This is a genomic window from Streptomyces sp. NPDC058279, assembly GCF_042881255.1.
Classification (GTDB): domain Bacteria; phylum Actinomycetota; class Actinomycetes; order Streptomycetales; family Streptomycetaceae; genus Streptomyces.
On the sequence record NZ_JBHVYA010000007.1, the window covers coordinates 49,981 to 70,185 of the forward strand.

General features: G+C 73.2%; 20 protein-coding genes. 14 read left to right on the forward strand and 6 right to left on the reverse strand.

Translation table 11 applies throughout. The features are described from left to right. The first annotated feature begins 466 nt into the window (after positions 1 to 466). The 11 genes from ACFVXJ_RS15580 to ACFVXJ_RS15630 all read left to right on the forward strand — a co-directional run bounded on the left by ACFVXJ_RS15580 (position 467) and on the right by ACFVXJ_RS15630 (position 12,024). On the forward strand, positions 467 to 1,414 hold the full coding sequence (locus tag ACFVXJ_RS15580; protein WP_389662233.1) for a TIGR03619 family F420-dependent LLM class oxidoreductase: 948 nt from the start codon (positions 467 to 469) through the stop codon (positions 1,412 to 1,414). Positions 1,415 to 1,481: 67 nt separating this feature from the next. Then, positions 1,482 to 2,267, forward strand: a complete 786-nt coding sequence (locus ACFVXJ_RS15585; protein WP_389662234.1) for an SDR family NAD(P)-dependent oxidoreductase — start codon at positions 1,482 to 1,484, stop codon at positions 2,265 to 2,267. A 122-nt stretch (positions 2,268 to 2,389) separates the two neighbouring features. Beyond that, complete coding sequence (locus ACFVXJ_RS15590) at positions 2,390 to 3,511, forward strand: LLM class flavin-dependent oxidoreductase (protein WP_389662235.1); 1,122 nt, start codon at positions 2,390 to 2,392, stop codon at positions 3,509 to 3,511. A gap of 104 nt (positions 3,512 to 3,615) precedes the next feature. Then, positions 3,616 to 5,355, forward strand: coding sequence for an amidohydrolase family protein (locus tag ACFVXJ_RS15595; protein WP_389662236.1), 1,740 nt, complete (start codon positions 3,616 to 3,618; stop codon positions 5,353 to 5,355). Next, positions 5,352 to 6,818 (forward strand): aldehyde dehydrogenase family protein, encoded by a 1,467-nt coding sequence (locus ACFVXJ_RS15600; protein WP_389662237.1) that lies wholly within the window; start codon positions 5,352 to 5,354, stop codon positions 6,816 to 6,818. Before ACFVXJ_RS15595 ends, ACFVXJ_RS15600 begins: the two co-directional genes overlap by 4 nt. Positions 6,819 to 7,051: 233 nt before the next feature. Beyond that, positions 7,052 to 8,617 carry an APC family permease gene (locus ACFVXJ_RS15605; protein WP_389662238.1) on the forward strand — a complete coding sequence of 522 codons (1,566 nt, stop codon included), beginning with the start codon at positions 7,052 to 7,054 and terminating at the stop codon, positions 8,615 to 8,617. Between the two features lie 87 nt (positions 8,618 to 8,704). After that, entirely contained in the window at positions 8,705 to 8,995 is a 291-nt protein-coding gene (locus ACFVXJ_RS15610) for a hypothetical protein (protein ID WP_389662239.1), read from the forward strand. 77 nt (positions 8,996 to 9,072) lie between these two features. Further along, the gene (locus ACFVXJ_RS15615) at positions 9,073 to 9,894 is read left to right on the forward strand and encodes a DUF4239 domain-containing protein (protein ID WP_389662240.1); all 822 of its coding nucleotides are present in this window, start codon (positions 9,073 to 9,075) and stop codon (positions 9,892 to 9,894) included. A gap of 42 nt (positions 9,895 to 9,936) precedes the next feature. Continuing rightward, positions 9,937 to 10,272, forward strand: coding sequence for a hypothetical protein (locus ACFVXJ_RS15620; protein ID WP_389662241.1), 336 nt, complete (start codon positions 9,937 to 9,939; stop codon positions 10,270 to 10,272). Between the two features lie 90 nt (positions 10,273 to 10,362). Then, positions 10,363 to 11,346, forward strand: a complete 984-nt coding sequence (locus ACFVXJ_RS15625; protein WP_389662242.1) for a GlxA family transcriptional regulator — start codon at positions 10,363 to 10,365, stop codon at positions 11,344 to 11,346. A 57-nt stretch (positions 11,347 to 11,403) separates the two neighbouring features. Continuing rightward, on the forward strand, positions 11,404 to 12,024 hold the full coding sequence (locus ACFVXJ_RS15630) for an isochorismatase family protein (protein ID WP_389662243.1): 621 nt from the start codon (positions 11,404 to 11,406) through the stop codon (positions 12,022 to 12,024). Between the two features lie 139 nt (positions 12,025 to 12,163). On the opposite strand, the gene ACFVXJ_RS15635 is transcribed toward ACFVXJ_RS15630, so the two are convergent. Both ACFVXJ_RS15635 and ACFVXJ_RS15640 read right to left on the reverse strand, forming a co-directional pair. Beyond that, the gene (locus ACFVXJ_RS15635) at positions 12,164 to 12,772 is read right to left on the reverse strand and encodes a phosphatase PAP2 family protein (RefSeq protein ID WP_389662244.1); all 609 of its coding nucleotides are present in this window, start codon (positions 12,770 to 12,772) and stop codon (positions 12,164 to 12,166) included. Then, entirely contained in the window at positions 12,772 to 13,470 is a 699-nt protein-coding gene (locus ACFVXJ_RS15640) for a DedA family protein (protein WP_389662245.1), read from the reverse strand. The genes ACFVXJ_RS15635 and ACFVXJ_RS15640 overlap by 1 nt, the downstream gene beginning before the upstream one ends. A 133-nt stretch (positions 13,471 to 13,603) precedes the next feature. Here ACFVXJ_RS15640 and ACFVXJ_RS15645 point away from each other — a divergent pair, with 133 nt between their 5' ends. Then, on the forward strand, positions 13,604 to 13,975 hold the full coding sequence (locus ACFVXJ_RS15645; protein WP_389662246.1) for a BlaI/MecI/CopY family transcriptional regulator: 372 nt from the start codon (positions 13,604 to 13,606) through the stop codon (positions 13,973 to 13,975). After that, positions 13,972 to 14,931, forward strand: a complete 960-nt coding sequence (locus ACFVXJ_RS15650) for a M56 family metallopeptidase (protein WP_389662247.1) — start codon at positions 13,972 to 13,974, stop codon at positions 14,929 to 14,931. The genes ACFVXJ_RS15645 and ACFVXJ_RS15650 overlap by 4 nt, the downstream gene beginning before the upstream one ends. 111 nt (positions 14,932 to 15,042) lie before the next feature. On the opposite strand, the gene ACFVXJ_RS15655 is transcribed toward ACFVXJ_RS15650, so the two are convergent. The 4 genes from ACFVXJ_RS15655 to ACFVXJ_RS15670 form a co-directional block, all read right to left on the reverse strand. After that, a complete protein-coding gene (locus ACFVXJ_RS15655) occupies positions 15,043 to 15,903 on the reverse strand; it encodes an LLM class F420-dependent oxidoreductase (protein WP_389662248.1) in 861 nt (286 codons plus the stop codon). A gap of 102 nt (positions 15,904 to 16,005) precedes the next feature. Beyond that, positions 16,006 to 16,869, reverse strand: coding sequence for a hypothetical protein (locus ACFVXJ_RS15660; RefSeq protein ID WP_389662249.1), 864 nt, complete (start codon positions 16,867 to 16,869; stop codon positions 16,006 to 16,008). Positions 16,870 to 16,916: 47 nt separating this feature from the next. Next, positions 16,917 to 18,125 (reverse strand): ADP-ribosylglycohydrolase family protein, encoded by a 1,209-nt coding sequence (locus ACFVXJ_RS15665; RefSeq protein WP_389662250.1) that lies wholly within the window; start codon positions 18,123 to 18,125, stop codon positions 16,917 to 16,919. A 242-nt stretch (positions 18,126 to 18,367) separates the two neighbouring features. Continuing rightward, the gene (locus ACFVXJ_RS15670; RefSeq protein ID WP_389662251.1) at positions 18,368 to 18,775 is read right to left on the reverse strand and encodes a ribonuclease domain-containing protein; all 408 of its coding nucleotides are present in this window, start codon (positions 18,773 to 18,775) and stop codon (positions 18,368 to 18,370) included. A gap of 281 nt (positions 18,776 to 19,056) precedes the next feature. Between ACFVXJ_RS15670 and ACFVXJ_RS15675 the strand changes: the two genes are divergently transcribed. After that, positions 19,057 to 20,184: a cation diffusion facilitator family transporter gene (locus tag ACFVXJ_RS15675; protein WP_389662456.1), complete on the forward strand. Its 1,128-nt coding sequence runs from the start codon at positions 19,057 to 19,059 to the stop codon at positions 20,182 to 20,184. Positions 20,185 to 20,205 lie beyond the last annotated feature (21 nt).

Here is a 20,205-nt window from a genome sequence, read left to right on the forward strand (position 1 = left end):
GGGGGCTGAGCCCGGCCCCCGGGGGGGCCCCCGCGGGGTGGGGGGGGGCGCGCGACCCGTTGGGCGGCGCGGTGTCGGGCCCCCCGCGCGGGGCGGGGGGCCGGGGGCCCCGCCCCGGGCCCCGCGCCTCAATCGCCGGCGGGGCTGGAATGTGCCGGGGCCGGGGCCGGGGCTGCGCGGAGCACCGCTCGGGCCGGAACGGGGGCTTCGCTCCAACCCGGCCGGACCGGGGCTTCGGTCGGGCAGCGCTGAGACCGGCTCTCCCCGGGCACACCCCCGGACCATCCCCGACACCGCCCCACCGCAACCCCGCCCCCAAAGCCCCCGCCCGTCGACCGATCGCCCCCCGGACCGCAACCCGTTGCCCCTACCCCTTGCCTGACGGATCGTCAGCTACGACGATGCCCCGAGCCGGTATCACGCATCGGCGGACGCAAGCCCCACACGAAGGCGAGGCGGTCACGGCATGGCGCGCGTGTTTACGGAAGGCCGGCTGGCATACGGGATGCAGCTCCCGATCCAGTCGCAGAGCACCCTGTACGCCGAGGCATGGGAGGCCGGGGCCACCGTCGTCGACCTCGCCGAGGTGGCCCGGGCCGCCGATCGGGCCGGGTTCGGCTACCTCGCGACCTGCGACCACGTGGCCATCCCGCGTCGCCTCGCCGGCGCGATGAGCACCGTCTGGTACGACCCGGTGGCGACCCTGGCCTACCTCGCCGGGATCACCGAGCAGGTACGGCTGCTCAGCCACGTCGCGATCGTCGGACTGCGCCACCCCCTGATCACCGCCAAGCAGTACGCCACCCTCGACCACCTCTCGGGCGGCCGGCTGATCCTCGGGGTCGGGGCCGGTCACGTGGCCGAGGAGTTCGAGGTGGTGGGCGCCGACTTCGCGCGCCGCGGGGCCGTGCTCGACGAGACCCTGGACGCCCTGCGCGCGGCCCTCGGCCCCGAGGAATACCCGGAGTTCGAGGGCGAGCGGTTCTCCTTCAAGGACCTCGGGCAGCTACCCCGACCCGCCCGGGCGCGGATCCCCGTGTGGGTCGGCGGTTCGTCGCCCGCCGCCGTGCGACGGGCCGCCGTGCGCGGTGACGGCTGGCTCCCGCAGGGCGACCCGCGCGGCGAGCTCCCGGCGCGGATCGCCCGTATCCGGCAGCTCCGCGAGGCGGCCGGGATCACCGAACCCGTCGAGTTCGGGGCGATCACCGAGGCGCTCTACGTCGGCGAGCCCGGCTGGGCCACCGGCCGCCGCACCCTGACCGGCAAGGCGGAGGCGCTCGCCGAGTCCCTGCGGGAGTACGCGGCTCTGGGCGTCGACCAGATCCAGGTGCGCTTCCGCAGCCGTGACCGTGCCGAACTGACCGACCAGATCACCGCTTTCGGGACCGAAGTGGCCCCCCTGCTCAACGACTGACGACCGGCAACCGTCGTCGGATGACCGGCCACCGGCGACCGACTACCAAGAGACTGGGAGCACCGGCATGGGCAAGTTGGAGGGACGCGTCGTCCTCATCACCGGCGCCGCGCGCGGCCAGGGCGAGCAGGAGGCCCGCCTCTTCGCCGCCGAGGGGGCGAAGGTGTTGCTCGGCGACGTACTCGACGATCGGGGCGCGGCGGTCGCCAAGGAGATCGGCCGGGACCGGGCGCGCTACGTACGGATGGACGTGAGCCGGGAGGAGGACTGGACGGCCGCCGTCGCCGCCGCGAAGGAGGCCTTCGGCCGGGTCGACGGGCTGGTCAACAACGCCGGCATCCTGCGCTTCAACGAGCTGACCGCGACCCCGTTGGAGGAGTTCGAGCAGGTGGTGCGGGTCAATCAGGTCGGTTGCTTCCTCGGTATCAGGGCGCTCGCCCCCGAGATCGAGGCGGCCGGCGGCGGGACGATCGTCAACACGTCCTCCTACACCGGCCTGACGGGCATGGCGTACGTGGGCGCGTACGCCGCGACCAAGGCGGCCGTCCTGGGGCTGACGCGCGTCGCCGCGCTGGAGCTGGCCGCGAAGAACATCCGGGTCAACGCGATGTGCCCGGGCGCCGTGGACACCCCGATGGCCAACCCGGGGTTGCTGGACCCGGCGGGGGTCACCGAGGAGGCCCGGGAGGCGATGGCGGACCTCTACAAGCGGGTGGTCCCGCTGGGGCGGGTGGGGCGGCCGGAGGAGGTCGCGAAGCTCGCGCTCTTCCTGACCGGCGAGGACTCCTCGTACATCACCGGTCAGCCGTTCGTCATCGACGGCGGCTGGATGGCCGGGGTGAGCCTCTTCTAGCCCGCCGGGACCGCAGCATTGTCTGATGGTGCGTCAGGTATTGACGCTCCCGGCATGCGATGGAACAGTCGGCTTCATCGATATCTGACGCTACGTCAGAAAACTAAGGACGGTGACCCCCCTTGGAATTCGGGCTCTTCGTGCAGGGATACGTGCCTGAGGCGCGGTCCAAGGTCGACCCCCAGGCGGAGCACAAGTCGCTGATCGAGGAGACCGAGTACGTCATCCAGGCCGACAAGTCCGGCTTCAAGTACGCCTGGGCCTCCGAGCACCACTTCCTGGAGGAGTACTCGCACCTCTCCGCCAACGAGGTGTTCCTCGCCTACCTCGCCCACGCCACCGAACGCATCCACCTCGGCTCCGGCATCTTCAACCCGCTCGCCCCGGTGAACCACCCGGTCAAGGTGGCCGAGAAGGTCGCCATGCTCGACCACCTCTCCAAGGGCCGCTTCGAGTTCGGCACCGGCCGCGGCGCGGGCAGTCACGAGATCCTCGGGTTCCTCCCCGGCATCACCGACATGAACCACACCAAGGAGATCTGGGAGGAGACCATCGCGGAGTTCCCCAAGATGTTCCTCCAGGAGGAGTACGAGGGGTTCCAGGGCAAGCACTGGTCGCTGCCCCCGCGCAAGATCTTCCCCAAGCCGTACGGCAAGGCGCACCCCGCCATGTGGTACGCCGCCGGGTCGCCGTCCTCGTACGCGATGGCCGCGAAGAAGGGCCTCGGGGTGCTCGGCTTCAGCGTGCAGAAGGTCTCCGACATGGAGTGGGTGCTGGAGCAGTACAAGACAGCCGTCCAGGAGGCGAAGGCCATCGGCGCCTTCGTCAACGACAACGTGATGGTCACCTCGACCGCGATCTGCGCCGAGACCCACGACAAGGCCGTCGAGATCGCCGTCAACGCGAACATGAACCGGTTCCAGTCGCTGGTCTTCCGCTACCACGACACCTTCCCGCGCCCCGAGGCGATCCCGCAGTGGCCCGAGACGCTGCCCGAGTACAACGCGGAGATCATCGAGCTGCTGATCGCCGAGGAGCTGCTGATCTGCGGCGACCCGTCCGAGGTCCGCGCCCAGTGCGAGCGCTGGGAGCAGGCCGGGGCCGACCAATTGTCCTTCGGCCTGCCGACCGGCGTGTCGTACGAGGACACGATGACGACCATCAAGCTCATCGGCGAACACGTGATCCCGCACATCGACACGGACCCGGTGCACCGCACGACCCGCTTCCGCCAGGCCGTCTGACCGGGCTGTCCGCGGCCTCGCCGGGAGCCGCCACCGGCGGGGCCGACGGGTCGGCGGGGCGCCGGTGGCAGTGATCACGTCACGGAAGAAGGAGCCTCAGCGTCATGCTCGACCACCTGATCGAGGGAGCCACCGTCGTCGACGGCACGGGCGCGCCCGCGTACGTCGCCGACGTCGGCATCCGGGACGGGCGGATCGTCGTCATCGGCGAACCCGGCACCGTCACCGAGCCGGCCCGGACCGGCGAGGACGCCACCGGGCTCGTGCTGACCCCCGGGTTCATCGACCCCCACACGCACTACGACGCCCAACTGTTCTGGGACCCGTACGCCACCCCCTCCATGAACCACGGCGTGACCACCGTCGCCGGCGGCAACTGCGGCTTCACCCTCGCCCCCCTCAACCCGGCCCGCCCGGACGACGCCGACTACACGCGCCGCATGATGAGCAAGGTCGAGGGCATGGCCCTGGCCGCCCTGGAGGAAGGCGTCGACTGGACCTGGTCGACCTTCGGCGAGTACCTCGACGCGCTGGAGGGGCGGATCGCCGTCAACGCCGGTTTCATGGTCGGCCACTGCGCGCTGCGCCGGCACGTCATGGGCGAGGACGCCATCGGCGGGCAGCCCACCGAGCAGCAGATGCGGCAGATGCTCGACCTCTTCCACGACGCCATGAACGCCGGCGCCTGGGGCCTGTCCACCACCCAGTCCACCACCCACTCCGACGGTTCCGGCGCCCCCGTCGCCTCCCGGCACGCGAAACCGGCCGAACTCCTCGCCCTCTCCCGGGCGGTCGCCGAGCACGAGGGCACCCAACTGGAGGCGATCGTCGCGGGCTGCCTCGACCAGTTCTCCGACGCGGAGATCGACCTGTTCGTGGAGATGAGCGCCGCCGCCGGACGCCCCCTGAACTGGAACGTCCTCACCATCGACGCCTCCGTCCCGGAACGCGTCCCGCGCCAGCTGATCCCGAGCGAGCGGGCCCGCAGGGCCGGCGGCCGGATCGTCGCGCTGACCATGCCGATCCTCACCCCCATGAACATGTCGCTCGGCACCTTCTGCGCGCTGAACCTCATCCCCGGCTGGGGCGAGGTCCTCGCCCTGCCCGTCCCCGAGCGGATCGCGCGGCTCCGCGACCCCGACGTGCGCGCCGAGCTGCTGCGCCGCGCCGACAGCAAGGAGGCCGGGGTCTTCCGCCGGCTCGCGAACTTCGGCCGCTACGTCATAGGGGACACGTACAGCAAGGAGAACGAGGGCCTGTCGGGCCGGGTCGTGAACGACATCGCGGCCGAGCGCGGCCTGGACGCCTTCCACTGCCTGGTGGAGATCTGCGCCAACGACGACCTGCGCACGATCCTGTGGCCCATGCCCACCGACAACGACCCCGCGAGTTGGGCGCTGCGCGCCGAGACCTGGCAGCACGAGGACGTGCTGCTCGGCGGCTCCGACGCGGGCGCGCACCTGGACCGGATGTGCGGGGCCCCGTACACGACCCGCTTCCTCGGCGACTGCCTGCGCGGCCGCAGGCTGGTGCCGCTGGAGCAGGCGGTACGGATGCTCACCGACGACCCGGCGCGACTGTTCGGGCTGCGCGGGCGCGGGCGGATCGCCGAGGGGTACCACGCGGACCTGGTGCTCTTCGACCCCGTGCGGATCGAGGCCGGTCCGGCGACGCTCGTACACGACCTGCCCGGGAACAGCCCGCGGCTGGACGCGCGGGCGGTGGGGATCGTGTCCGTACGCGTCAACGGGGTGGAGACGATCCGCGACGACCAGGTGACCGGCGCGATCCCGGGCACCGTGCTGCGCTCGGGCCGCGACACGAGGACGGTGAGCACACGATGAACGCTCCGCAGCGGCTCTACATCGGGGGCGAGTGGGTGGAGCCCGCCGGCGGCCACTACGAGGTGGTCAACCCCGCCGACGAGTCGGTGGTCGGTCTCGCCCCCGAGGCCGGCCGCGCCCAGGTGGCGGAGGCGGCGCGCGCGGCGGCCGACGCCTTCGAGGGCTGGTCCCGTACGAGCCCCGAGGCGCGCGCGGCGGTCCTGGACCGGGCGGCGGACATCATCCAGCGGGAGTACGAGCCGTGGGCGGCGCTCGCCCAGGCGGAGACGGGCGCGCCGACGGGCATCGCGCGCGGCATGCAGGTGGGCGTCGGGGTGGCCCGCTTCCGGCGGTACGCGAAGGGCGCCCTGGAACCGGTGGAGCGGGGGCTCCCGCCGCAGGTCACCGAGGCCGGCCCGATGGGCGCGGCGAGCGTGCTGGGCGCCCTGGAGGTGCGCCAGCCGGTCGGCGTGGTCACCTGCATCACCTCGTACAACAACCCGTGGGCCAACCCGGCGGGCAAGGTGGCCCCGGCGCTGGCCATGGGCAACACGGTGGTGGTGAAGCCGGCCCCGCAGGACCCGCTGTCGGTGTTCAAGATGGCCGAGGCGCTGCACGAGGCGGGGGTCCCGGCGGGCGTCGTCAACGTGGTCTCGGGTGCCTCGGTGGAGGTGGGCGAGGCGGCGGTGGACTCCCCGTACGTGGACATGGTGTCGTTCACCGGCTCCACCGGGGTCGGGCAGCGCATCGCCGAGGTGTGCGGCCGTTCCATGAAGCGGCAGCTGATGGAGCTGGGCGGCAAGGGCGCGGCGGTGGTGTTGGAGGACGCCGACCTCGACGCGGCGGTGGCGGGGATCGGCACCACCTTCTCCTTCTACAGCGGCCAGATCTGCACGGCGCCGACCCGGGTGATCGTGCACCGGTCGGTGTACGGGGCGCTGGTGGAGAAGCTCACCGGCTATCTGGCGTTCATGAAGGTGGGCGATCCGGGGGTGCGGGGCACGGTGGTCGGCCCGGTGATCTCGGCGGCGCACCGGGACCGGGTGGAGTCGTACGTGGAGCTGGGCCGCAAGGAGGGCGCGCGGATCGCGTACGGCGGCGAGCGCCCGGTGGTGGGGGACGGCCGCGGTTTCTACGTCGCCCCGACGCTGCTGGTGGACTGCACGAACGACATGCGGGTGGTGCGGGAGGAGATCTTCGGCCCGGTGGTGGTGGTCGTGCCGTTCGACGGGGGCGAGGACGAGGCGGTGGCGCTGGCCAACGACAGCGACTTCGGGCTGCTGAGCTACGTGTGGTCCGGGGACCCGGCGCGGGCCTTCCGGATCGCGCGGCGGCTGCGGGCGGGCGGGGTCGGCGTGAACACGATCGGGCGGAACATGGAGGCGCCGTTCGGGGGCTTCAAACGGTCCGGGGTGGGGCGGGACGTCGGTTCGTACGCGCTGCACGCCTACAGCGAGACGCAATCGATCGTGTGGGCGGGGTGAGGCGCGGGTCACACGGGCAAGTTTGAAACCTCGCGAAACGGACACATCTGCGGTTTCCGCATAACGGAAGGCGTTGTCCGACTCCTGTCGACCTATGGATGGGTGCCTGAGGAAACCTTGTATTGCAGGGGTGTGAAGTTGTTCGGAGGCTGGATTCAAAGGTCATTTGGCCGTCGGCCATCCGGAGTCAAAGCCTCCAGATGTGGAAACCGCACCCTCTAACGTCCTGACTCATGACACAGCTGGACGTACGGCCGCCCCGAACGGCCGCAGAGACGGGGAGCGGCGTCGCCGACGGCGACGTCCGCGGCAAAGGGCTCGGCAAGGGGTCCGTCGGCCTCGTCGGAAGCGCCGTCATCGGCATCTCCACCGTCGCTCCCGTCTACTGCCTGACCTCCACGCTCGGCTCCACGGCCGGCGAGGTCGGCGTCCAGATGCCCGCCGTGTTCCTCGCCGGGTTCCTCCCGATGCTGCTGGTCGCCTTCGCGTACCGCGAGCTGAACAAGGCGGTCCCCGACTGCGGCACCTCCTTCACCTGGACCGTGAAGGCGTTCGGCCCGCGCGTCGGCTGGATGTGCGGCTGGGGCCTGGTCATCGCCACGATCATCGTGCTCTCCAACCTCGCCGGCGTCGCCACCTCCTACTTCTGGCTCCTGGCCGGGCAGATCACCGGCAACGACGCGATCGCCGCCCTGGACCACCACAAGGCCGTCCACATCGGCACCTGCCTCACCCTGATCGCCGCCGCGACCGCCATCAGCTACCGCGGCATGACCGCCACCAAGGGCGTCCAGTACACCCTCGTCGGCCTGCAACTGGCCGTCCTCGCGATCTTCGTGGCCATGGCCTTCCAGAAGGCGTCCGCCGGCACCTTCGACACCGGCGCGCACTTCTCCTGGCAGTGGATGAACCCCTTCGCGGTGGAGTCCATGGGCGCCTTCACCGCCGGACTCTCCCTCTCGATCTTCATGTACTGGGGTTGGGACACCTGTCTGACCGCCAACGAGGAAACCATCGGCTCGGCCAAGACCCCCGGCCGCGCCTCGCTGATCGCCATGGTCGTCCTCGTCGGCTCCTACCTGGCCACCGGCATCGCCGCCCAGCTGGCCGTCGGCTCCGGCGCCAAGGGCCTGGGCCTCGGCAACCCGCAGACCTCCGGCAACATCTTCGCCGCCCTCGCCGGCCCCGTGATGGGTCCGCTCCTGGGCATCCTGCTCTTCGTCGCCGTCCTCGCCTCCGCCGCCGCCTCCCTCCAGACCACCTTCATCCCGGTGGCCCGCACGGTCCTGGCGATGTCCACGTACGAGGCGCTCCCCGCCTCCTACGCCAAGGTCCACCCGCGCTTCAAGACCCCGGGCCGCGCCACCGTCATGGCGGGCGCCGCGACCGGCGTCTTCTACACGGTCATGTCCCTGGTCAGCGAGAACGTCCTGACCGACACGATCTTCGCGCTCGGCCTGATGATCTGCTTCTACTACTCGCTGACCGCCTTCGCCTGCGCCTGGTACTTCCGGCGCGAGCTGCGCGACTCGGCCCGCGGCCTGCTCTTCAAGGGCGTCTTCCCGGTCCTGGGCGGCCTGCTGCTGGCCTCCGTCTTCTGCAAGACGCTGGTCGACATGTGGAACCCGGCCTACGGTTCCGGGTCGACCGTCTTCGGCGTGGGCAGCGTCTTCATCATCGGCGTCGGCCTGCTCGTCCTCGGCCTGGTCGTCATGCTCGTCACCGAACGCCGCAGCCCCGCCTTCTTCCGGGGCGAGGTGCTGACGAAGTCGACGCCGGCGCTGGTGGTCGAGGACTGATCGGTGCGAGGGGGTGTCCGTCGATCGGCGCATCCTCGGGTGCGCCCGGCGAGTGACCCCTCGCGCGGTGGGGTCGTTGGGCCCGGCATGAACCCCATCAAGCGCAGCCTCGCCGCCCTGATCCTCACCGGCGGTGCGGCCCTCGCCCTCACCCCCGCCCTCGCCCATGCCGACGAGCCCGCCGCCCAGGCGCCCCCGATCACCGAGCGCGTCGGTGACATCGTCGACCACCCGGGCCACGCCGTGCAGGACACCAAGACGGCGGTGGGCGCCACGGCCTCGGCGGCCGGCAGCGCGACCAAGGCCACCGACAACTCCCTCACGGGCGCCGGCTCGGCGCTGACCGCGGGCCTGCCGAAGGCCCCGAAGGTGGGCTGAGCCGAGGGCCGCCGACCCGCCGGCGGGCGCGCCCGCGGCGGCCGTCGCCGCGGGCGGGCGCACTCGTTGAACCGGGCATGATCCTCTGGTTACTCAACAACCTCAGTACGTTCGTCCTGGGCGTCCTGCTCGTGGGCGGTTTCACGGCCCTCGCGGTGGCCGGCAGCGTCGCCGCCCGGCGGCGCTTCCCGCACCTGGCGGCCGGTGAGCACAACGAAATGGTCGGGGTCGCCCTCGGCATGTTCGGCGCGATCTACGGAATCATCCTCGCGTTCGTCGTCGTCACGCTCTGGACGCAGTTGGAGAACACCCAGACCGTCGTCGCCAACGAGGCCACCGACCTGGCCTTGGTCGTCCGCAGCGCGGAGGCGTTCCCGGCGGCCGATCGGGCCAAGGTGGACCGGGCGGTGGGCGCGTACGTCCACGCGGTGGTCGACGTCCAGTGGCCGATGATGCGCGACGGCAGGCCCAGCTTCGACGCGACCGCCGAGCAGACGCACGCCATGTACACGGCTCTCCAGGCGTACGAACCCGCCGGCCCCCGCAGCGAGACCTTCTACCAGGAGGCCGCGACCCGCCTCAACGACGTGGCGGCGCAGCGCAGGGCGCGCGTCACGATGGCGGAAACCTCACTGCCGACGCTGTTGCAGGTACTGGTGTACGGCGGTGCGCTGGTGATCCTGCCGCTGACGTTCCTGTTCGGGTTGCGGAGCCTGAAGATGCAACTGCTGTTCGTGTCGGCGGTGGCGGCGCTCATCGGCTTCAGCCTGCTGCTGGTGATGGTCCTGGACCGGCCGTTCGCGGGAGACCTGAGCGTCAGCCCGGCCCCGTACAAGGAGGCGGCGCTGGCCCAGTTCTGGGCGGAAGGCGCGGCCGCCGGGCCCCGGTCCGGGCCCTAAAAGCAGGTGCGGGCGGGGCGGCGGGCGGCCTAGCGTGAGGCGGTGAGCAGCGACTATCCATTCGCCGATGGGCACAACCTCGTCTGGGACCTGACCGGTTTCAGTCCCGACGAGGAGATGGTCGGGTCCGTCACCCTCACCCGGGACCAGTTCCTGGCGATCCGGCACCTGTTCGTGCTGGGTGACGACCCCTGGATGGTGGCCGGCGAATACCGGGTCGCGCCGGGCCTGTGGCCCCACCTGCGGCAAGCCGTCGCGGGTCTCTGCTTCCACCGTGACGCGGACTACTACCTCGGCGCCCGTCAGGCCCTGCCTGACGGGCGTTTTTGGCGTCCGGCGGTCGGTGTGACCGCCCCGGGGCCGATTCCGCCCCCGTAGTCGCGGACCGCCCCGAGGAACGGTGGGGGTGGCCGGATGTGACAGAACCGCGTCATTGCCGCCATCCGGGGGTCGGGTGAGGATGGGGGCATGTCCACCAACCGCCGCGTCGTCATCGCGGTCTTCCCCGATGTCGACCTGCTCGACGTCACCGGCCCGGCCGAGGTGTTCGCGCTCGCCAACCGGGAGACCGGGGGGCGGGCCGGGTACCGGGTGGAGCTCGCGGGGCCGTCGGCGGGAGTGGTGACCACGTCGGCGGGGGTGCGGCTGGTCGCGGACCTCGCGTTCGCCGACGTGGCGGGGGTGTTGGACACGTTGTTGGTGCCCGGCGCCGTGGACCCCCGCCCGGACGGGCCGATCGCCCGGATCGACCGCGACGTGGTGGCGTGGCTGGAGACGGTCGCGCCGCTCGCCCGGCGGGTGGCGTCGGTGTGCGTGGGCGCGCACCTGTTGGCCGCGGCCGGGCTGCTGGACGGGAGGACGGCCACCACCCACTGGTCGACCGCCGCCCAACTGGCCGCCGAACACCCGAAGGTGACGGTCGACCCGGACCCGATCTTCCTGCGGAGCGGGAACGTGTGGACCGGGGCCGGGATCAGCGCCTGCATGGACCTCGCGCTGGCGCTGGTGGCCGACGACCTGGGGGAGGAGGTGGCCCTTGCGGTGGCGCGGCAGTTGGTCATGTACCTCAAGCGGCAGGGCGGCCAGAGCCAGTTCTCGGTCCCGCTCAGCAGGCCGGCCGCCTCCCGCAGGGACATCGACGCGCTGCGGATGCACATCGCCGAGCACCTGGACGGCGATCTGTCCGCCGCGGCCCTCGCGGAGCGGATGTGCCTGAGCGAACGCCACTTCGCCCGGGTGTTCCGCCAGGAGACGGGCACGACCGCCGCCGCCTACGTCGAGGCCGCCCGGGTGGAGGCGGCCCGACGGCTGCTGGAGAGCACCGACCAGCCTCTGGAGCAGGTCGCGACCGCTTGCGGGTTCGGTTCGGTGGAGACGCTCCACCGGGCACTGCGCAAGCAGATCGGCACCACCCCGGCCGCGTACCGCCGCCGCTTCCGCGTCTCTTCCTGACCGACCGGCGCGCCCGCGCCGCGTTGTTCCCCCCTTACCGACCCAAGGAGCTTCGCCATGCCCGCTTCCACGACCCTGCGCGCCCTGTCCGGCTTCGACGACGCGCTGCCGCGCCTCGCCGACACCACCCTGATCATGATCGACTACCAGAACACCTACCGCACCGGCGTCATGGCCCTCGAAAACGCCGAGCAGGCCCTCGCGGCCGGAGCCCGGCTGCTGGGGGCGGCGCGTGCCGCGGGGGTTCCCGTCATCCACGTCGTCAACGACGGCGGCGAGGGCACCCCGTACGACATCCGCGCGGAGATCGGCGCGATCAGCGAGGAGGTCGCCCCGATCGCCGGGGAGCCGGTGGTGGTCAAGCGGGTGCCCAACGCCTTCCACGACACCGACCTGGAGAAGACGCTGCGCGAGGTGGGCGCGGGCAAGGAGTTGGTGCTGGCGGGCTTCATGACGCACATGTGCGTCACCTTCACGGCCGAGGGCGCCTTCTACCGCGGCTACCGTCCCACCGTCGTCGCCGAGGCGACGGCCACCCGCGCGCCGGCCGGCCCGGACGGGACCGTCGTGCCCGCCGCCGCGCTCCAGACGGCCGCCCTGACGACGATCCGGGACGTGTTCGGCGTCGTCGCCCCCACCGTCGCCGACCTCATCGACCGGGTGGGTCCGCGGCTGTGATCACGTGGCGGGAAACGTTGCGCTCCTGGTGACGGAGATCCCGACGCGGCGGTGGCGTGCCAAGGGGGTCCGCGGTGGTGGGGGCCCGCGGTCGCGGTGTCCGGCGTGCCGGCCGGGCGCCGCGACCGCTCGGGCGCCGTCAGGTCCTCGCGGCCAGGAGCGGGCGGAGCGGCCCGCGGGCCAGGCGGCCGGCGAGGGCCGGCGCGTGCCGGCGGACGGTCATGGCCGCGACGGCCGCGACGAGCGCGCCGACGAGGAAGCCGGCGATCGCGTCGTGCGGGTAGTGCACGCCCACCCAGACCCTGGAGGCGGCCATGAGGACGGCCGCGGCCAGGGCGACGGCGCCGAGCCGCCGCGATACGTAGAGCAGCGCGACGGCCGCCGCGGCGGCGAGGGCGGAATGGTTGCTGGGGAACGACCAGTCGCCGGGGGCCGGGCAGGCTTCCAGGGTGGCCACCCCGAAGGTCTGGCACGGCCGGTCCTCGCGGACCACGAGCTTGAGCAGGACGTCCACGCCGAAGGCGGCGAGGGTGATCAGCGGGACCGCGAGGGCGTTGACCACCGCCGGGGTGCCGGCCCGGCGGGCTCGCCACCAGCCGACCAGCATCAGCAGCGCGAACAGCGCCAGACCGTAGGCCGACCAGCCGGCCGTCAGGGTGTTGAGCCAGCCCGGCGCCCGGTGGGCGGCATCGATGACGTCGACGTAGGCCGAGCCGTCGATGTGCGAGCCGTCGTACGCGTGGGTCATCAAACGGTTCCGTTCTGGTGCTTGCGGGCCCGCCGGGAGCGGAGCACCTCGATGGCGAGGGGCAGCAGGGACACTGCGACGACCAGGGCGACGATCGGCAGCAGGTACCGGTCGACGTTCGGGATGGAAGAGCCGAGCGCGTAGCCGGCGAGGACCAGGCCGACCGTCCAGGCGAGACCGCCGAGGACCTGCCACAGGGTGAAGACGCGGGCCGGCACGTCCAGGGCCCCGGCCAGCGGGTTGAGGACCGTACGCACCACGGGGACGAAGCGGGCCAGCACGATCGCCTTGGCGTGCCCGTACTTGGCGAGGAACTCCCCGGCGCGCTCCGCGCCCTCGTGCAGGCGCTGGGACCGGCTGCGCTCCAGGAGGGCGCCGCCCGCGCGCCGACCGATCAGATAGCCGGTCTGCGCACCCGCCAACGCTCCGACGACCGAGGCGGCCAGCACCAGCGGGAGCGAGAGGCGCAGATCACCCTCGGAGGATCCGGCGCACAGCAGACCTGCCGTGAACAGCAGCGAGTCGCCGGGCAGGAAGAACCCGACCAGCAGCCCGGTCTCCGCGAACATCACCACCGCGATGCCGACGACGCCGAAGGTGGCCAGGAGGGAGTGCGCGTCGAGCAGGTTGACCGCGAGGTCGCTCGGGGCGGGGACGGCCGAGGAGACGGACGCGGCCAAGGAGATGTCAACGGCCATGGAAGGGGGCCTCTCATTGGGTTCGGGACGGATGCGCGCAGCCGAAGCCGGCCGCCGGGGGGAACATCCGGTCGACTACAATCCCGTAGACGGTCTACGGCACTGTAGACGATCGCGAGGCGGGGAGAGAGCGATGACCGGGGCGACGGCCGACCGCAGACCGGCGGGTGAGCTGGAGGCGAGCGTGCTCGCCGCGCTGTGGGCGGCGAAGGAGCCCCAGACGGCCGCCCAGGTGCAGAAGACCCTGACGGCGGACCTCGCGCGCACGACGGTGACGACCATCCTGTCCCGCCTCCACGAGAAGGGGACCGTCGCCCGGGAGCGCTCCGGCCGCGGCTACGCCTACTTCCCCGTGCGGGACGCCCACGGCCTCACGGCCCGGCGCATGCACCACGAGCTCGACAAGGACAGCGACCGCGAGACCGTCCTCGCCCGGTTCGTCTCCGAGCTGAGCCCCGACGACGAGCGCGTCCTACGGGAACTGCTGGACGGCGGCGCCCAGTGATCACCGGCCTGCTCGCCTCCCTCCTGCTGCCGTTCGCCGCACCGCCCCTCGCCCGCTGGGCCGCCCCCCGTCTGCGCCCGTCGGTCGCCCTGTGGGCGCTGACCTTCACCGCGTGCGCCCTCGCGGCCGGTTGGCTCGCCGCCCTGGGCGGCCTGCTGCTCACCGGCGCGCTCGGCGTGTCCGCGCTGGCGCGCCTCGGCCACCTGATCCACCCGCTCGACGTCGCACCGGCCGCGCTCGCCGACCCGGCGGCGGCGCTCGCCGTCGGCGCCCTGTCGCTCTGCGCGTACGGGATCACCCGCTCGGTGCTCCGCCAGCTCCGTCACTACCGCCGGGCACGCGAGCAGGTGCGCGGGGCGGCCGAGGCCGGCGACCTGAGCATCCTGGACCGGCCCGACCCCGACGCCTACGCCCTGCCCGGGAACCCGGGGCGCGTCGTGGTGACCTCCGGCATGCTCCGGGCCCTGGACGGGCCGGAGCGCGAGGCGCTGCTCGCCCACGAACGGGCCCACCTGAGCGGCCGCCACCACTGGTTCCTCGCCGCCGCCGACCTCGCCGCGCGCTGTCACCCCGCCCTGCGGGCCGTACGCGACGCCATCGCGCTGGCCGTCGAGCGGGTCGCCGACGAGGCCGCCGCGACCGCCACCGGAGACCGCCGGCTCACCGCGCGGGCCATCGGTCGCGCCGCGCTGGCCGGGCAGGCGCACGGGGGCGGGCACGGCGGTGCGGCGGTCGGCGCCCGCCCGGCCTTCGCCGCCCGCGCCGTCGGCGGGCCGGTCCCGCAACGCGTACGGGCCCTGCTCCACCCCCCGACGGCCCGGCCGCTCGCGGCAGCGGCGGCGGCCTGCCTGCTGGTGGCCCTCGCGGCGGGAACCACCGTCACCACCGGCGTCGGGCTCGACCTCCTGCACCATGACGTGGAGGTCGCCCAGGGCGAGGCACCGGGCGGCCACTAGCGCTTCGGCCCCCGAGGACGGCCTGAGCCACGGGGTCGGGCTGAGCTACCGGGTCGGCCCGAGGTACTGGATCTCCCCGAGGTACCGGGTCGGCCCGCGATGCCGGGTCGGTCAGAGGTACCGGGCGAAGTCGTCCACGACCCGCAGCACCTCCGGCTCCGCCGCCGGCGGCAGTTGCAGTACGACCTCCTCGATCCCGAGGTCCGCGTAGTGGGCGAGCTTCCCCGGGTTGGGGCGGACGGCGTACGGGACCACCTGGAGGGCCTTCGGATCGCGACCCGCGTCCTCCCACGCCCGCCGCAGCACCGGGACGGACTCGGTGAGCCCGCCGCCGCCGATGGGCAGCCAGCCGTCGGCGTGCTCGGCGACGGCCGCGAAGAGCTTCGGCCCGGCGGCGCCGCCGATGAGGGTGCGCGGCCCGTACAACGGGACGCCGGGGCCCAGCTCACGCGCCGGGCGGGCCGGCTTGGGGTGGGCCTGGCTGGCCCGTACGGAGCCGAACCGGCCCTCGTGGGCGGTGGGCTCGGGGGACCACAGGGCGCGCATCAGGGCCAGCCGGTCCGCGACGAGTTCGCGCCGGGTCCGCCACTCGACGCCGTGGTCGGCAGCCTCCTCCACGTTCCATCCGTAGCCGACGCCGAGGGTGAGACGGCCGCCGGAGAGGTGGTCCAGCGTGGCGGCCTGCTTCGCGAGGACGATCGGGTCGTGCTGCGCGACCAGGGTGATGCCGGTGCCCAGGTGCAGCCGCTCGGTGACGGCGCCGGCCTGACCGAGCGCCACGAAGGGGTCGAGCGTGCGCCCGTACTCCTCGGGCAGTTCACCGCCCATCGGCGCGGCGGTGTCACGGCTGACCGGGATGTGCGTGTGCTCGGGGAGGTAGAGGCCGGAGAAGCCGCGCTCCTCCAGGGCCCGGGCGAGGCGGGTGGGGCTGATGGTGCGGTCGGTGAGGAAGATGGTCGTGGCGATCCGCATGGGTGATGGCACCTCCGAGACGTCGGACGGCCAACGTACGGCGCCCCGACCGCCCGGCGACAGAGCGCGGGCCGCGCCCCGCCGGCCCGAGGTCGGAGGGTGTCAGGCGATCGGTTGGCGGAGTTCCTTGCGGACCTTGAGGGTGGTTTCGGCCACGCGGGTGAGGTCGATGGCGGCGGGGGTCTGCCGGGCGGTCTCGGCCGTGACCACGCCGACCGTGGCCACCGTGTTCCCGTCCGCCCAGGCGCACGTGGGGAGGGAGACCTTGGTGCCGTTCTGGAGCGAGGTGAGCACCTGGCAGGTCAGGGTGACGTCCGAGCCGGTCGGCGTGATGTCCTTCGGGGGTACCGCCGGCTGGGTGCCGCCGCCCTCCTGGGCGCCCTTGACCATCTTCCGGCGGGCGTCCGCCGGGTCCTTGAACCGGCCGTACATGCCGGAGACGACGAGGACACCGGCGTCGGTGTCCGATTCGGCGGTGTACCGGACGACCACCGGCTTGGGGTCCCGGACCTTGGGGTCGTAGGCGCCGTCGACTATCTCCTTGCCCTTGGTCGCGGACGCGTCATCGGAGAGCCGGTACGTGCCGAGCAGCGTCTTCGGCACCGTCAGGCGGTACGTGGCGGCGGGGAAGCCGGCCCCGCTCGCGACGGCTCCCGCCTGGGTGATCCGGTTCACCACGAAGCCGGCGACGAGCAGCCCACCCAGGACCATCGCGACGATGGCGATCACCATCCCGGTCCGGTTCTTGCGCGGCGGCGGCCCCATCGGCGGTCCCATGGGGGGCCCGCCCCAGGGTGCCGGGCCCGGGTACGGCTGCTGCGCGTAGGGACCGCCGGGGTGTCCTTGGGGCCCCGACTGCTGCGGGAAGGGCTGTTGCTGCCCGTACTGCCCGCCGCCGTAGGGGTTCGGCTGCTGCGGGGGCCCGTACGGGCCGGGGGAGTGCGGGGGCGAAGGCGGCATGCTCATGACCGAAAGCTACTTGACGCCTCCGACATGCCGCCCGCCACCGGGGGTCAGGCGCGCGGGTAGCGCGCCAGCCAGCCCGGGGCGGAAGCGGAGGGGCCGTGGAGGGCCGGACCCTGGGTCATCTCCAGCGCGAAGTCGTCGGCCAACTCCAGGATCGTGGCCCGGCCTTCCAGGTCGGCCAGCCAGGCCGCCGGCAGGGCCGTCTCCCCGTGCAGCGCGCCGAGCAGCGCCCCGCACATCGCGCCGGTGACGGTGGAGTCCCCGCCGTGGTTGACGGCGAGCCGCAGGCCGTGCGGGACGTCCTCGGCGACGAGGGCGCAGTACACGGCGACGGCCAGCGCGTCCTCGGCGTCACGGCCGTCGCCCGGGGACAGGGACTCCACCATCTTCGGGCTCGGCTCCCCCTGCGTGGCGGCGGAGACCGCGCGCTGGAGGGCGTCGGTGACCGGCTGGTGCGAGGGGCGGACGCCGAGCAGGCCGAGGGCGCGCTGGACGGCGGCGTCCAGCGACTCGCCCCGGGTCAGGCCGTGGACGATCACGGCGAAGGCGCCGGCGGACAGGAACGCGGTGGGGTGTCCGTGGCTCTGCGTGGCGCATTCCACCGCCAGTTGCAGGACGAGGGCCGGTTCCCAACCGACCAACAGGCCGAAGGGGGCCGAGCGGGCGGTCGCGGCGGCGTCCCGGGCGGTGGGGTTCTTCGGCTGGTCCGGGGTACCGAGCAGGTCGTCGGCGAAGCCGGTCATGCAGGCGCGATCGGGCCCGCGGCGGGCGTAGAGCCACTCCTGTTGCGCGAGCCAGCCGTTTTCCTTGCGGCGCTCGTCGGGACCCCAGTCGTGCTGGGTCGCGGCCCAGCGCAGGTAGGCCCGGTGGACGTCGGTCGGCGGGTGCCAGCCGCCGGTGTCCCGCCGTACGTGGGCCCGGATCAACCCGTCGACGGTGAAGAGGGCGAGCTGCGTGGACGCGGTGACGGTGCCCCGCCGGCCGAAGGCGGGGGCCGGTTCGGTCAGGCCGGCCAGGCCGTGGGTCTCGCGGATGCCGTCGAGGGAGAGCCCGGCGACGGGCGCGCCGAGGGCGTCGCCGATCGCGGAACCGAGCAGGGCGCCGCGCACCCGGCTGCGGAAGTCCTGCTGTTCGGCCCGGCCCCACAGGGCGGTGGACGTGGCGGTGGAGGAGAGGGTGGACGCGGCCGCCGGAGGGCCGTTGCCCGCGGGGGCCGCCGCGTCCGGGGCCGTAGGCGTCGCTGTACTCGTGTCCATGCTGTTTCCCCCAGGGTTTGGCGCGCACTGTAGTGGACAGGTTCGGTCGAACCCGGACGGTATGAGTCACGTCGCGCAGAAGTGGCCGGAGAACGGCCGGAATCCGAACGCTTCCGGCCGCAGTCGGTCGTCGCCCCGCCGTCGAGGGCCCGCGGACGCGGCGACGCCCCCGGCCGGTCCGTGACCGTTCGGGGGCGTGCGCGTACGTGTGCGCCTGTGCGCGAGCCGGTTCGACCGCGGTGTCAGCAGGCGAAGTCGACGCGGCGGAACGAGGCGTAGTGGTCCGCCGTGTAGTAGTCCTCGGCGGTCTGTCGGCCCGTGATGACGCGCCGGGCGCCGCGGGTCGGGGAGCCCGGGGTGATGACGGTGTACTCGTGGTAGTAGCCGGTGGCCTGGCCGGGCAGCAGGCCCTCGCGGTTCTGGAAGACGACGCCGTCCTGGGAGTACGGGAACGGGCCGCCCTGGTCGATGAGGTCCAGGGTGTCGTGGGCCTGGGAGGGCAGGGCGGAGTAACAGATCCGGCCGACCGAGGTGACGGAGGCGACGGAGGTGGGGGCGGCGGGGGCGGCGGAGGCGGCCGGGCCCGCGAGGAGGGTGACGGCGACGGCGGCGGCCGTGCCGAGGGCTGCGATGCGTGGGGAGATCCTCATGCGGGCCATGATGACGCGCGTAGAGCGGGCGGTGGAACGCCAACTGCCGTGTGTTCCCGAGCTGTTCACCGGTCCGGCGATCGGCGGAACCGGGACGCCGCCCGGCCTTAAGCCCGCCGCAACCGGGGCACGTGCCCGACGTGGGATACGCCTTCGGCGAGGGCGCCGTTTGTAGGCTGGTGACGTGCTGCCCCGTCTTCCCGGAAGGCGCCCCTGCCGTGAACACCCCGCACGATCACGACCTCGACCACGAGCACGGCGAACCCCCCGCCCACGACCACGTGCACGACCTCGACCACGTGCAAGCCCACGTGCACGACCACGACCACGTGCAAGCCCACGCCCATGACCACGCGTACGCCCACGACCACGCGGACCACGCGCACGACCACCGGCAGCGCCACGCCACCCGCCGCTTCCGGCCGCGCCACCGGCTCGCCCACCTCCTCACCCCGCACAGCCACGACACCCGCGACAAGGTCGACCCCGCCATGGAGTCCTCCCGCGACGGCATGCGCACCCTGTGGCTCTCCCTGGCCGTCCTGGCGCTGACCACCGCCGTCCAGGCCGTCGTCGCCGCCCTCTCCGGCTCGGTGGCGCTGCTGGGCGACACCCTGCACAACGGGGCCGATGCGCTCACGGCCGTACCGCTCGGCATCGCGTTCGTCCTGGGGCGCCGGGCCGCCAACCGCCGCTACACGTACGGGTACGGCCGTGCCGAGGACGTGGCCGGCATCGTCATCGTGCTGACCATCGCCGCCTCCTCCGCGCTCGCCGCCCACGCCGCCGTGGACCGGCTGCTGCACCCGCGCGGGATCAGCCACCTGGGGGCGGTGGCCGCCGCGGCGGTGGTCGGGTTCGTCGGCAACGAGTGGGTGGCCCGGTACCGCATCCGCACCGGCCGCCGGATCGGCTCGGCCGCCCTCGTCGCGGACGGACTGCACGCCCGGACCGACGGGTTCACCTCGCTCGCCGTCCTCCTCGGCGCGGCCGGCGCCGCGCTCGGTTGGCGGGCCGCCGACCCGCTGGTGGGCCTGCTCATCACCGCGGCGATCCTGCTGGTGCTGCGCGACGCGGCCCGCGAGATCTACCGCAGGCTGATGGACTCCGTCGACCCCGCCCTCGTCGACACCGCCGAACGGGCGCTGCGCGGCGTGGCCGGGGTACGCGGCCTCGGGCAGGTCCGACTGCGGTGGATCGGCCACACGCTGCGGGCCGAGGCCGACATCGTCGTCGACCCGCACCTCACCGTCGTGCAGGCCCACGCCCTGGCCGTCGCCGCCGAACACGCCCTCATCCACGCCGTGCCCCGGCTGACGGCCGCCACCGTCCACACCGACCACACCGCCGACCACGACCACGGCGCCGACCCGCACGCGGCCCTCGCCCACCACACCGCGCGCCGCTGAGCGCGCCCCCACCGCGCCGGC

Bases quoted from the DNA above. Each gene is read 5' to 3' on its own strand.
- ACFVXJ_RS15605 (WP_389662238.1), top strand. From the start codon at position 7,052: ATGACACAGCTGGACGTACGGCCGCCCCGAACGGCCGCAGAGACGGGG.
- ACFVXJ_RS15625 (WP_389662242.1), top strand. From the start codon at position 10,363: ATGTCCACCAACCGCCGCGTCGTCATCGCGGTCTTCCCCGATGTCGAC.
- ACFVXJ_RS15595 (WP_389662236.1), top strand. From the start codon at position 3,616: ATGCTCGACCACCTGATCGAGGGAGCCACCGTCGTCGACGGCACGGGC.
- ACFVXJ_RS15580 (WP_389662233.1), top strand. From the start codon at position 467: ATGGCGCGCGTGTTTACGGAAGGCCGGCTGGCATACGGGATGCAGCTC.
- ACFVXJ_RS15645 (WP_389662246.1), top strand. From the start codon at position 13,604: ATGACCGGGGCGACGGCCGACCGCAGACCGGCGGGTGAGCTGGAGGCG.
- ACFVXJ_RS15655 (WP_389662248.1), bottom strand. From the start codon at position 15,903: ATGCGGATCGCCACGACCATCTTCCTCACCGACCGCACCATCAGCCCC.
- ACFVXJ_RS15640 (WP_389662245.1), bottom strand. From the start codon at position 13,470: ATGGCCGTTGACATCTCCTTGGCCGCGTCCGTCTCCTCGGCCGTCCCC.
- ACFVXJ_RS15610 (WP_389662239.1), top strand. From the start codon at position 8,705: ATGAACCCCATCAAGCGCAGCCTCGCCGCCCTGATCCTCACCGGCGGT.
- ACFVXJ_RS15615 (WP_389662240.1), top strand. From the start codon at position 9,073: ATGATCCTCTGGTTACTCAACAACCTCAGTACGTTCGTCCTGGGCGTC.
- ACFVXJ_RS15635 (WP_389662244.1), bottom strand. From the start codon at position 12,772: ATGACCCACGCGTACGACGGCTCGCACATCGACGGCTCGGCCTACGTC.
- ACFVXJ_RS15585 (WP_389662234.1), top strand. From the start codon at position 1,482: ATGGGCAAGTTGGAGGGACGCGTCGTCCTCATCACCGGCGCCGCGCGC.
- ACFVXJ_RS15660 (WP_389662249.1), bottom strand. From the start codon at position 16,869: ATGAGCATGCCGCCTTCGCCCCCGCACTCCCCCGGCCCGTACGGGCCC.
- ACFVXJ_RS15600 (WP_389662237.1), top strand. From the start codon at position 5,352: ATGAACGCTCCGCAGCGGCTCTACATCGGGGGCGAGTGGGTGGAGCCC.
- ACFVXJ_RS15665 (WP_389662250.1), bottom strand. From the start codon at position 18,125: ATGGACACGAGTACAGCGACGCCTACGGCCCCGGACGCGGCGGCCCCC.
- ACFVXJ_RS15630 (WP_389662243.1), top strand. From the start codon at position 11,404: ATGCCCGCTTCCACGACCCTGCGCGCCCTGTCCGGCTTCGACGACGCG.
- ACFVXJ_RS15670 (WP_389662251.1), bottom strand. From the start codon at position 18,775: ATGAGGATCTCCCCACGCATCGCAGCCCTCGGCACGGCCGCCGCCGTC.